The organism is Arthrobacter rhombi, from assembly GCF_039526245.1.
GTDB classification, from domain to species: domain Bacteria; phylum Actinomycetota; class Actinomycetes; order Actinomycetales; family Micrococcaceae; genus Arthrobacter_H; species Arthrobacter_H rhombi.
In genome coordinates, this window is sequence record NZ_BAAAIV010000003.1 from 257,687 (window position 1) to 269,786 (window position 12,100).

Below are 12,100 nucleotides of genomic sequence, written 5' to 3' on the forward strand. Positions count from 1 at the left end.
TGTGGGACCGGTTCGCTCAGCGCACGACGGCGAGCGCGAACCCGTCCCAGCCCTTGGAGCCGGTGGTCTGCAGTGCCGTGGCGTCGAGGCGGGGGTCACCGCCGAGGATGTCCAGGACCTCGCGGGTCCCGTTGGTGGCCCGGCCCTCCACGGTGGAGGCGTCTCCTGTGTGCAGGACGGCCCCGTCGCGCACGACGTTGTCCACGATGATGATCGAGCCGGGGTGGGTCAGTTCCAGCGCTTCGAGCACGTAGTGGGGGTTGTTCTCCTTGTCGGCGTCGATGAACACCAGGTCGAAGGGTTCCACCTCGTCCTGGCGCAAGGCGGCGAGCGTGTCGCGGGCTGCCCCGATCCGGATGTCCACGCGGTCCCCCACGCCGGCTGCGTCGAGGTTCCTGCGGGCGACGTCGGCGTGGTGTGGCTCGAATTCGCAGGTGGTCACGTGCCCGTCGGGGCCGACGCCGTCGGCCAGCCAGCTGGTGCTGTAACCGCCCAGCGTGCCGATTTCCAGCACGCGGCGGGCCCCGGAGACGCCGACGAGCAGCTTCAGCAGCTTCCCCTGGCCGGCGCTGACCTCGATCTGCGGCAAGCCGGCGGCGTGCGCTGCCTCACGGCCCGCGGCGAAGGCCTGCGGTTCGTCGACCACCGTCGCGCGCAGGTAGTCGTCGACGTCGGCTGGTTCGGCGCCCATGGCCTACTCCCCCAGCCGTTCCAGCGCCTTTTGCAGGCGGTCGACCTTGCCGGTCAGTTCGCCGGTGTGTCCGGGCCGGATGTCGGCCTTCAGGACCAGCGAGACGCGGTTGCCGAACGCGGCGACGGCTTCGGTGGCGCGCTTCACCACGTCCATCACCTCATCCCAGTCGCCCTCGATCTCGGTGAACATGGACGAGGTGCTGTTCGGCAGCCCGGATTCACGGACCACCTTTACGGCGGCGGCCACGGCATCGTGGACGGAACCATCGGTGTTGGGCATGTTGGTGGAAACAGAGAAGGCAACGATCATGCCTTCAGCGTGCCACCCGGACCCGCGCTTGTCACCACCGCAATTGTGTTGGATCGCACACGCTATGCCAGAGTAGATGCGGCTCGCCGACACCGTGGGCCATCCCACACGCCGCGACCCAGGCAGGACCATGAACGCAACGACCACGAAAACAGCGCCGAAAACCGACGGCTCGCTCAACCGCAAGCTCTCGCTGCGCCATATCCGCTTCATCGCGCTGGGATCAGCGATCGGCACCGGACTGTTCTACGGGTCGGCCGAAACGATCCAGGCTGCTGGTCCCGCGGTCCTGCTGGCCTACATCGTTGCCGGCTGCGTGGTCTTCACGGTCATGCGCGCCCTGGGCGAACTGGCCGTCCGGCACCCGGTTGCCGGTTCCTTCGCCCAATACGCCAACCGTTACATCCACCCGCGGGTCGGGTTCCTCGCCGGCTGGACGTTCGCCTTCGAGATGATCGTCGTGGCGATCGCCGACATGACCGCCGTCGGCCAGTACATGGGCATGTGGTACCCCAACGCGCCCGGTTGGATCTGGATGCTCGCGGCCATGCTGCTCATCGGCGGGTTGAACCTGCTGCGCGTCAGCGTCTTCGGCGAGCTCGAATTCTGGTTCACGCTCATCAAGATCGTCACCATCATCGCGATGATCGCCGGTGGCCTGTATCTCATCGTCTTCGGCGTCACCGTCGGCGGATACCAGCCCGGATTCCACAACCTCGTGGACCACGGCGGGTTCGCGCCGTTCGGCGTCTGGGGGATCGTCATGAGCCTGGGCATCGTGGTCTTCTCCTTTGGTGGCATCGAGACCCTGGGCATGACGGCCGGGGAGACCGGCGACCCTGCCACCGCCATCCCGAAGGCAGTGAACACGGTGCCGATGCGCATCCTGATCTTCTACGTGCTCTCGCTGGGCGTCATGCTGTGCATGTTCCCCTGGAACGAGATCGGCTCCGAGGGCAGTCCCTTCGTGCAGGTCTTCGCCGGGCTGGGCATCCCCGCCGCAGAGCACATCATCAACGCGGTGGTCCTCACCGCGGCGTTGTCTGCCATGAACTCGATCTTCTACGCCGCCACCCGCACCATGTACGGACTCGCCGAGCAGGGCCAGGCACCGGCCGCCTTCGGCCGGGTCTCGCGCAACGGGATCCCCATCTGGCCGGTCGGGGTCGTCGCCACCTGCCTGCTGGTCGGCCTGGGCCTCTACTTCTGGATCCCCGACCAGCTGTTCCTCATCGTGGCGTCCATCGCCACGTTCGCCACGGTGTTCACCTGGGGAGTCATCCTGCTGGCCCACCACCGGATGCGCCTGGAACTCCGGGCAGCCGGGCAGAAGCCGGGCAAGTACGTGATGCCCTTCTGGCCGGTGCTGAGCTACCTGGGGCTGGCCTTCATGGCATTCATCGTCGTCATCCTCGGTTTCAGCGAATCCGGGAGGACCGCGCTCGTCGTCGGCATCGTGTGGATTGTCCTGCTCCTCATCGCCTACCAGTTCGTGGGCGCCGACGGCCGCCGGAAGATCGACCTGGAGACAGCCAACAACACGCCCTGACGGCGGTGGGGGCGGGCGTGACGGCCCCCACCCCGAGGATCAACCGATCGGTTGATGGAGCGGATCCGGCATCGCGGGAAGGTGGATACAGGAGCCAAACGGCTCGTGTTTTCACCCGAAAGAAGTCACCGTGTTCCTTGCCATTCGAGATATCCGCTTCGCCCAGGGCAGGTTTGCCCTCATGGGCGGCGTCGTCGCCCTGATCACCCTGCTGCTGGTCATGCTCTCCGGGCTGACCGCCGGCCTGGGCGACCAGTCGACCTCATCCATTTCCCAGCTGGGCGCCGTCCACGAGGACGGCACCACCCAGCCCGTGGACACCATCGCGTTCGGCGCGACCGGCACGGCGGACCCGAAGGAATCCTTCACCGAAAGCTCCATCACCGCCGGACAGGTCAGCGACTGGTCCCGGCAGGACGGCGTGGCGCGCGCCGAGGCCCTGGGCATCAGCCAGACCCGCCTCCAGGCCGGGGACGCCGACCACGCCGGTGGCACCACCAATGTGGCGGTCTTCGGGGTCGACCCCGCCGGCCAGCTCGCCCCCGGCCCGGTGGACGACAAGACCGTGGTCCTGAGCACGACGGCGGCAGAGGACCTGTCCGTCAGCACCGGCGACACGGTGACCCTCGGCGGAACCGAACTGACCGTCGGGAAGATCGTCGCCGACCAGTGGTACTCGCACACCAGCGTCGTCTGGACAGCACTTCCCACCTGGTCCCAGGTCGCCCACCTCTCCGACCCCCACCAGGTCGGCACCGTCGCAGCGATCACCTACCAGGACGGCGCCACGGTCGATGAGGCGGCAGCCAACCAGGCAGCCCACACCGTGAGCACCTCACGCACCGGATCCTTCCAGGCCCTGGGCTCCTACAAGAGCGAAAACGGTTCGCTGCTGATGATGCAGGCCTTCCTGTACGGCATCTCAGCGCTGGTCATCGTCGCCTTCCTCACCGTATGGACCGTCCAACGCACCCGCGACATCGCCGTGTTGAAGGCGCTGGGCGGATCCGGAAGCTACATCCTGCGCGACGCCATCACCCAGGCGGCCATCGTCCTGCTCGTCGGAGCCGGGGTCGGCGGCGCGGTCGGCATCGTCGGCGGTTTCTTCGCCTCGCAGGCGGCACCGTTCCTGGTGAACCTGCAAACCACGCTGTTGCCCATCATCGGCATCATCGTCCTGGGACTGGCCGGATCCGCAGTCGCCGTCCGCCGCACCACCCAGGTCGACGCCCTGATCGCCCTCGGCGGGAACTAACGGGCCCGCCCGCTTCCCGCATCGGCACGCCTCCCCCACCCCTGCTCTGCACGAAGGACACCACCATGACCACCCCGTCCAACTCCACCACCTCCACTGGCACCCGCAACGCCTCCGCGCTGAGCCTGGTCAACGTGACCCTCGAATACCCGGATGGCGACGGCATCGTCAAGGCCCTGGACTCCGTCGACCTCACCGTGGAGCCCGGCCAGATGGTCTCCCTCGTCGGCCCCTCGGGTTCGGGCAAGTCCAGCCTGCTGGCCACCGCCGCCACGCTGGTGCGCCCCACCCACGGCGTGGTCCTGATCGACGGCGTCGATGCCACCGGCCTGGCCGACAAGGACCTCACCACGCTGCGCCGCGAGAAGATCGGGATCATCTTCCAGCAGCCGAACCTGCTGGCCTCGTTGACCGCCACCGAGCAACTCATCATCGTGGACCACCTGCGCGGCAAGTCCCTCAAGGAGGCGCGGACCAAGGCCGACGGACTCCTGGACATGGTCGGCCTCGGTTCCGCTGCCGGCAAGCGGCCGCACCAGCTCTCCGGCGGCCAACGCCAGCGCGTGAACATCGCCCGCGCCCTGATGGGGGACCCCACGGTGCTGCTGGTCGACGAGCCCACCGCCGCCCTGGACCACGACCGTTCCGATTCGATCGTGCGGCTGCTGCGCCGGGTCACCGACGAGTTCCAGGTCGGCACCGTCATGGTCACCCACGACACCGAGTTCGTCCCGTTGACCGACGCCGTCGCCACCATGCGCGATGGCCACCTGACGGCACCGGTGCCAGCCAACGCGTGAACCCCTGGTACGGACCGCCCAGGATGTGACAGGCATCCTCGGCGGCCCGCCTGCCTGCGTGGCAGGATGGATGCGGAACAGCGTCCCGCTTCGAAGGAGATCCATGGCCCGCGGCATCTACGTCAGTGCGTCCACCCCGGCCAGCGGCAAATCGCTGGTCACCCTGGGGCTGGCCGACCTCCTGCACCGTCACGCGGACCGGATCGGGTTCTTCCGCCCCATCACCGATGGACCCGATGTGGATACCGACCCTGCCGTTGCGCTGATCCGGGATCTCTTCAAGCTCGACGATGCGCACGTGGGGGTCGCCATGACCCGCGCCCAGTCGCGTGAGCTGATCGTGGCCGGCAGGATCGACGAGATCCACTCCCGTTCCCTGGAGGCCTACAGCCGGATCGCCCAGGACGTGGACGTGGTCATCGTCGAGGGCACCGATCTCTCGGACCACGATGCAGCACTGGAGTTCGGACTGAACGCCCAGTTGGCCAACCACCTCGGCTGCCATGTGGTCGGCGTGGTCAACGCCGCCGGGCATGCCGTCAGCGAGGCCGTTGACGCCGTCGACGTGGCCCGCAAGGGCTACTACGAGGAAAACGTCTCCCTGCTCTCCATGATCGTCAACCGGGCGGACCCGGATCTGGCCGAACAGATCCGCGAATCCGTCCGCCCCGGCCTGCAACACCGCAAGGTGTACGTGCTCCCGGAGATCGACGAGATCGTCCGGCCCACCGTGGGGGAGGTCAGTTCAGCGCTCGGAGCCCAACTGGTGGCCGGGGCCCCGGAGTTGGACCGCGACGTGCGGCACGTGCTGGTGGCCGCCATGAACGTGGGCTACCTGCTGGAGCGCTACCGCGACGACTCGCTGGTCATCGCCCCGGCGGACCGTTCCGATGTCATGGCCACCGCGGTCGCCACCTCCCGGACGCCGGGCTTCCCCACCACCGCTGCCCTGCTGCTCACCGGACCCCGGCCCATCGAGGACACCGTCCTGCCCCTGCTGGCCGCCGCCCCCTTCCCCGTCTTCACCGTCCCGGAGGACACCTACTCCACCGCCCACCGCGTCTGGGAGGTCTCCGGCACGCTGACCGCCACGCAGCCGCGCAAGACGGCGGCGGCGTTGGGCGCCTGGTACCGCGACGTCGACGAAGACGAACTGCTGGCCCGGCTCTCGCTGCCCGCACCGGAAACCATGACGCCGCTGCGCTTCCTGCACCAGCTCGTCGAACGGGCCCGGTCCTCCCGGCAGCGGATCGTGCTGCCGGAGGGCGAGGACCTGCGCATCCTGCGGGCCGCCGAGATCATCAACCGCCGCGACATCTGCGACCTGGTCATCCTGGGCAACACCCATCAGGTCCGCGAACTGGCAGCTGCCCACGGCATCGACCTGGGCGGCATCCCCATCACCGATCCAGCCCGCAGCGACCTGCTGGAGGGCTTCGCCGCGGAATACGCGAAGCTGCGCGCCCACAAGGGCGTCACGCTCGAAGCCGCCCGGGAACGCCTGCTGGACCGCTCCTATTTCGCGACCATGATGGTGCACCTGGGCCACGTCGACGGCATGGTCTCCGGCGCCGCCCACACCACCGCGAACACCATCCGCCCCTCGTTGGAGTTCATCAAGACCCGGCCCGGCGTCGCCGTCGTCTCCTCGGTCTTCCTGATGCTCATGGAGGACCGCGTGCTGGTCTACGGGGACTGCGCGGTGAACCCGGAACCGGATTCCGCCCAGCTCGCCGACATCGCCGTTGCCTCGGCCCAGACGGCACGGCAGTTCGGCGTCGCCCCCCGCGTCGCGATGCTCTCCTACTCGACCGGCACGTCCGGCTCCGGCGGCTCGGTCGACGATGTCCGTGCCGCCACCGAGCTGGTGCGCGAACGCGACCCGGAACTGGCAGTGGACGGACCCATCCAGTACGACGCCGCGGTGGACGCGTCCATCGGCGCCTCCAAGCTGCCGGGCTCCTCGGTCGCCGGGCAGGCGACGGTGTTCATCTTCCCCGACCTGAACACCGGCAACAACACCTACAAGGCAGTCCAGCAATCCGCCGGCGCGGTCGCCGTCGGCCCCGTGCTGCAGGGCCTGAACAAGCCGGTCAACGACCTCTCCCGCGGCTGCACGGTGGATGACATCGTCAACACCGTCGCCATCACCGCCATCCAGGCCCAGGAAGACTAGGAGTCCCCCGCATGCTCGTACTCGTCATCAATTCGGGATCATCGTCGCTGAAATACCAGGTCCGCGAGACCACCACCGAGGAGGTCCTGCTCTCCGGCCTGGTCGAACGGATCGGCGAGGCCGAGGTCCCCGACCACGCGGCGGCCCTGGAAACCGTGGAAGGGCACCTGCACCGCGTCCTGGGCGACCGGCAGATCGAAGCGGTCGGCCACCGGGTCGTCCACGGTGGCGAGCGCTTCACCACCCCGGTCCTGATCACCCACGAGATCGTCCGCGCCATCGAACGCCTCGCCCCGCTGGCGCCCCTGCACAACCCCGCGGCGGCCCTGGGCATCCGCGCCCTGCTGGAGAAGTGGCCCAAGCTGCCCCAGGTGGCCGTCTTCGACACCGCCTTCCACCGCACCATGCCCGAATACGCCTGGCGCTACGCGGTCCCGGACGACCTGTACAAGAAGCACGGCGTGCGCAGGTACGGGTTCCACGGCACCAGCCACGATCACGTCGCCGGCCGCGCGGCCGAACTGCTGGGCATCGAGCGCGACCGCTTCCGCGCGGTCATCGCCCACCTGGGCAACGGCGCCTCGGTCACCGCCATCCGCGACGGCAAGAGCGTCGACACCTCCATGGGCTACACCCCGCTTGAGGGACTGGTCATGGGCACCCGATCCGGGGATCTGGACGCCTCGATCGTCACCCAGCTGGTCATCCGCGGCGAATACACTGCCGAGGAGATGGACCGCATCCTCAACAAGGATTCGGGCCTGAAGGGCCTCTCCGGCGACAACGACATGCGCTCGGTCGTCGAGGCTGCTGCCGAGGGGCACGACGGCGCCGAGCTGGCTTTGGAGGTCGCCTCCTACCGGTTGCAGAAGTACATCGGCGGCTACCACGTGGCCGTCGGCGGGGCGCAGGCCATCGTGTTCACCGCCGGCATCGGGGAGAACTCCTGGCCGTTCCGCAAGCGCGTGGTCGACGGCCTCGGCGCCTTGGGCGTCACGCTCGATGAGATGTCCAACGTCGAGCGCAGCAAGGAACCCCGCATCATCTCGACTCCGGAATCGTCGATCCCCGTCCTGGTGGTGCCGACCGATGAGGAGTCCGAGATCGCGCGGGCCACCGAGGAGCTGGCCCTCGCGGGATAGGCGCCGTGGCGGCGTGCCAACCACACCTCGATGAGGCAGGATGGGACTATGACGCACGCCACACCCGAATTCAGCGATTCCGGCCGCCCCGCAGAGGACAACGGGCCGCTGTTGCAGATCACCGACCTGGCCATCGACTTCAGCACCCTGAACGGTCCGGTCAACGCCGTAGAGGGCGCCAACCTCAGCCTGCACGCCGGCCAAACGCTGGCCATCGTCGGTGAATCCGGTTCGGGAAAGTCCACCACGGCCATGGCGGCCATTGGGTTGTTGGCCGGCAACGGCAGGGTCGTCGGCGGCAGCATCAAGTTCGACGGGCAGGAACTGGTCGGTCTTCCCGAGGCGAAGATGCGATCCATCCGGGGCCGGCAGATCGGCCTCGTCCCGCAGGACCCCATGTCCAACCTGAACCCGGTCACGAAAATCGGCCAACAGGTTGCCGAGACACTGCTGGTCCACGGAATGGCGACCCGCAAAAACGTCGATGCCCAGGTCGTCGCCACGCTGGAGGCGGCGGGCATCCCCGACGCCAAGTCGCGCGCCAGGCAGTATCCCCACGAATTCTCCGGTGGCCTGCGCCAGCGTGCCCTGATAGCCATCGGCTTGGCCTGCCGGCCCCGGCTGCTCATCGCCGACGAACCGACTTCGGCGCTGGACGTGACCGTCCAGCAGACCATCCTGGACCAGATCGATCGGATGACCGCGGAACTGGGCACCTCGGTCCTGCTGATCACCCACGACCTGGGTCTGGCCGCGGAACGCGCCTCCGACCTGGTCGTCATGCACCGCGGCAAGGTCGTGGAGTCCGGTCCGGCACGCCAACTCCTCGAGGATCCGCAACACCCCTACACCCAGTCCCTGGTCAAAGCGGCCCCCTCGGTGGCCGTGGCACGCCTCAGCCCGGGAGCCTTTGCCGCGCCCCCCTCCGAAAGGGCAGGGCAGGCCGCGAAGGCGGCCGACCAGGACGGCGCCTCGGACAACATCGTGGAAATCCGCGATCTGACCAAGGCCTACAAGCGCCGTGGCACCAAGGAGGACTTCTTCGCCGCGCGCGATGTCACCCTGGACATCCCGCGCGGCTCGACCGTGGCCATCGTCGGCGAGTCGGGCTCGGGCAAGACGACGACGGCACGCATGTTGCTCAAGCTCATCGAGCCGACCCGTGGCACCATGCTCTTCGACGGCAAGGACGTCGCGACGTTGAACCGCGACGACCTGCGTGACTTTCGCCAGCGGGTCCAGCCGGTCTTCCAGGACCCCTACTCCTCGCTGAACCCCATGTTCACCGTGGGACGCATCATCGAGGAGCCCCTGACCACCTACAAACGCGGCAACTCCGCCGAGCGCAACGCCCGTGTCCATGAACTCATGGACCAGGTCTCGCTGCCACATGCCATGCTGCGCCGCTACCCCGCAGAACTCTCCGGCGGCCAGCGCCAGCGTGTGGCCATCGCCCGCGCCCTCGCGTTGAAACCCGAGCTGATCGTCTGTGACGAGCCCGTTTCCGCCCTCGACGTCCTGGTCCAAGCCCAGATCCTCGAGCTGCTGGGCGACCTGCAGGCTGAACTCGGCCTGAGCTATCTGTTCATTTCCCACGACCTCGCAGTGGTCCGCCTGATCTCAGACTTCGTCTGCGTCATGAAGGACGGCGAACTCGTCGAAGCCGCCACGAGCGAGGAGATCTTCACGAATCCCCGCCACCCCTACACCCGCAAACTGCTCGCCTCGATTCCCGGCAACGAGCTGGAAATCGATCCGGACGCCGCTTAGGGAGGCGATCACCATGCCGTCCTGGCTCGACCACCCCCGGTCACCGGACGAGGGTGACGACGACGAAGCCCGGCACACCGGCTCGGCCGGAGATTCCGGCGCGAGCCGGGCGGACGGCCAGCCCGAAGCCGGCGAGGACCATTACGCGAACGGGTCCAGTGAATTCCACGGTGCCGGCCCGGTCCCCGACGGCTTCGGTTTCCGGACCGGCATGCGCAGTGCCCGCACCGTGCTGGGCTTCGCCTGGTTCGTCCTGGTCATGGCCACGTTGCTGCTGACGATGGGCGCGATCATCTTCATCGGCCAGTCCGCTTGGATCCCCTTCGCACTGCTCTGCCTGCTCGAGCTGGGATTCATTGCAGTGTTCTTCGTCTTGGTGAACCTGGCGCGCCAACGCCGCAACCAGCCGGACTGAACCGGCTGGCTACCGGGACTTCGGGTCCAACGATTCGCGCAGCGATTCCCCGAGCAGGGTGAAGCCCAGTGCCGTGATGGCGATGCAGGCGCCCGGAAGGAACGCCAGCTGCGGGGCAATCCCCAGCTCGGCCTGCGCGTAGGTGAGCATGCGCCCCCATTCCGCGGTCTGCGGCAACCCTCCGCCCAGCCCCAGGAAGGACAGCGCGGCAGCGTCGATCACCGCGGTGGCCAGGGTCAGCGTCGCTTGGACGATCACCGGGCCCACGGAGTTGGGTAGCAGGTGGCTCATGGTGATCGTCCGCCGGCTCAAACCGAGGGTCTGGGCGGCCAGGATGTAGTCTGCACCCTTGTTCTGGAGCATCGAGGAGCGCAGTAGGCGGGCGAAGATCGGGACGGCTGAAACACCGATGGCGATCATGACCGCGTACTGCCCCTGTCCCAGAACCGCCGCAATGGAGACGGCCAGCAGCAGGTTCGGCACCGAGAGCAGGATGTCGACGAAACGCATGATCACGTTGTCGACCCAGCCGCCGAACCCGCCGGCCAGCAGACCCAGCACCATGCCGCCGGCCAGACCGAAGGCAGTGGACACGACGCCGATCACCAGTGAGGCGCGGGCGCCCCAGACCAGCTTGGAGAAGACGTCCCCGCCGAAGCGGTCCAAGCCCAGCAGGTACTGCTCGAACTCGCCGGGCCCCGGGATGTGGGTCGGGATGATTTCCTTGCGTCCGGGCAGGTCGTTTCCGCCAAAGGGGGCGATCAGGGGCGCGAACGCAGCCACCAGCAGGAACAAAAGCACGATGACCGCGCCGGCGATGGCCGCGGGGTTGCGGCGCAGCCGGGTGAAGGCGTCGCGCCACACGCTGTTGCCGCGCCGGGTCGGCGCCGGCGGGACTCCGGCGCCGGAGCCGGGTCCGGGGACACCGGGTCCCGGTGTCAGTTCTGATCCGCCACTTGGCGGCAGTGTCATGCTCATTGCACACGCACCCTCGGGTCGATGAGGCCGTAGGAAATGTCCACCAGCAGGTTGATCAGCGCATAGAAGATCGCGATGAAGATGACGAACCCCTGGAGCACCGGATAGTCGAGCGTGAAAATGGCATCACGCAGGAACCTGCCGATCCCGTTGAAGGCGAACACCGTCTCGGTGAGCACCGCCCCGGAGATCATCAGGCCCAGTTGCAGGCCGATCGTCGTGGTGACCGGCAGCATGGCGTTGCGCAGGATGAACCGGTTGCGGATCAGCTTCTCGGTCAGGCCCTTGGCCCGCGCCGTGCGCACATAGTCGGCGTTCACCACCTCCAGCACCGAGGCCCGCGTGATGCGCACGATGATGGCCAGCGGAATGGTTCCCAGCGCCAGGCCCGGCAGCACCAGATGCATGAACGCGTCCCATGCCGCATCCCACTCGCGGGTCAGCACCCCGTCAAGCACGTAGAAGTCGGTGATGTGGGTGGCGTTGATCCGCGGGTTCTGCCGGCCGTCGGTGGGGAACCAGGGCAGCTGGATGGCGAAGATCCATTTGAGGATGAATGCCAGGAAGAACACCGGTATGACAATTCCCAGCAACGAGAGCACCACGGAGAAGTGGTCCTGCCACTTGCGCACATGGCGTGCGGCCCAGTAGCCCAGCGGGATGCCGACGCCGACGGCGAAGACCAGGGCCACGACGGTCAGCTCGATGGTGGCCGGAAAACGGGTGGCGAATTCCTGGGTGACGGTGCGCCCGGTTTGCAGGCTCACCCCGAAGTCACCGGAGAGCAGCTTGCCCATGTACTGCAGGTATTGCACGATGATGGGCTGGTCGAAGCCGTAGGCCTCGTTGATGCGGGCCACCGCTTCGGGGGTGGCCTTGTCCCCCAGCAGGGCGGTGGCGGGGCCGCCGGGCAGGCTGCGCACCCACACGAACAGCAGGATGGAAAGACCCAGGAGCGTCGGGATCAGCAGGGCGATCCGTTGGCCGATGACTCTGAGCACGGTGTCCTCTC

11 protein-coding genes are annotated in these 12,100 nt (G+C 67.7%); 7 read left to right on the plus strand and 4 right to left on the minus strand.

The annotated features are described in order from the left end of the window. Nucleotides 1-16: 16 nt before the first annotated feature. Nucleotides 17-691, minus strand: coding sequence for an O-methyltransferase (locus tag ABD088_RS02250; protein ID WP_343899795.1), 675 nt, complete (start codon nt 689-691; stop codon nt 17-19). 3 nt (nt 692-694) lie between these two features. Continuing rightward, entirely contained in the window at nt 695-1,003 is a 309-nt protein-coding gene (locus ABD088_RS02255; RefSeq protein WP_343899796.1) for a thiamine-binding protein, read from the minus strand. A gap of 130 nt (nt 1,004-1,133) precedes the next feature. Between ABD088_RS02255 and ABD088_RS02260 the strand changes: the two genes are divergently transcribed. The 7 genes from ABD088_RS02260 (at nt 1,134) to ABD088_RS02290 (ending at nt 10,110) form a co-directional block, all read left to right on the plus strand. After that, the gene (locus ABD088_RS02260) at nt 1,134-2,552 is read left to right on the plus strand and encodes an amino acid permease (RefSeq protein ID WP_343899797.1); all 1,419 of its coding nucleotides are present in this window, start codon (nt 1,134-1,136) and stop codon (nt 2,550-2,552) included. A gap of 130 nt (nt 2,553-2,682) precedes the next feature. Beyond that, nucleotides 2,683-3,807: an ABC transporter permease gene (locus ABD088_RS02265; RefSeq protein WP_343899799.1), complete on the plus strand. Its 1,125-nt coding sequence runs from the start codon at nt 2,683-2,685 to the stop codon at nt 3,805-3,807. Between the two features lie 65 nt (nt 3,808-3,872). Continuing rightward, nucleotides 3,873-4,607 (plus strand): ABC transporter ATP-binding protein, encoded by a 735-nt coding sequence (locus ABD088_RS02270; RefSeq protein WP_343899800.1) that lies wholly within the window; start codon nt 3,873-3,875, stop codon nt 4,605-4,607. A 103-nt stretch (nt 4,608-4,710) separates the two neighbouring features. After that, complete coding sequence (gene pta, locus ABD088_RS02275; protein WP_343899802.1) at nt 4,711-6,783, plus strand: phosphate acetyltransferase; 2,073 nt, start codon at nt 4,711-4,713, stop codon at nt 6,781-6,783. Nucleotides 6,784-6,794: 11 nt separating this feature from the next. Beyond that, entirely contained in the window at nt 6,795-7,925 is a 1,131-nt protein-coding gene (locus tag ABD088_RS02280) for an acetate/propionate family kinase (RefSeq protein WP_343899803.1), read from the plus strand. Nucleotides 7,926-7,973: 48 nt separating this feature from the next. Beyond that, nucleotides 7,974-9,695: an ABC transporter ATP-binding protein gene (locus ABD088_RS02285; protein WP_343899805.1), complete on the plus strand. Its 1,722-nt coding sequence runs from the start codon at nt 7,974-7,976 to the stop codon at nt 9,693-9,695. Nucleotides 9,696-9,708: 13 nt separating this feature from the next. Beyond that, nucleotides 9,709-10,110, plus strand: coding sequence for a hypothetical protein (locus ABD088_RS02290; protein WP_343899807.1), 402 nt, complete (start codon nt 9,709-9,711; stop codon nt 10,108-10,110). Between the two features lie 9 nt (nt 10,111-10,119). Here the strand turns inward: ABD088_RS02290 and ABD088_RS02295 are convergent, their stop codons facing one another. Beyond that, nucleotides 10,120-11,088: an ABC transporter permease gene (locus ABD088_RS02295; RefSeq protein ID WP_343899809.1), complete on the minus strand. Its 969-nt coding sequence runs from the start codon at nt 11,086-11,088 to the stop codon at nt 10,120-10,122. After that, the gene (locus ABD088_RS02300) at nt 11,085-12,089 is read right to left on the minus strand and encodes an ABC transporter permease (protein WP_343899810.1); all 1,005 of its coding nucleotides are present in this window, start codon (nt 12,087-12,089) and stop codon (nt 11,085-11,087) included. The genes ABD088_RS02295 and ABD088_RS02300 overlap by 4 nt, the downstream gene beginning before the upstream one ends. Between the last annotated feature and the right edge of the window lie 11 nt (nt 12,090-12,100).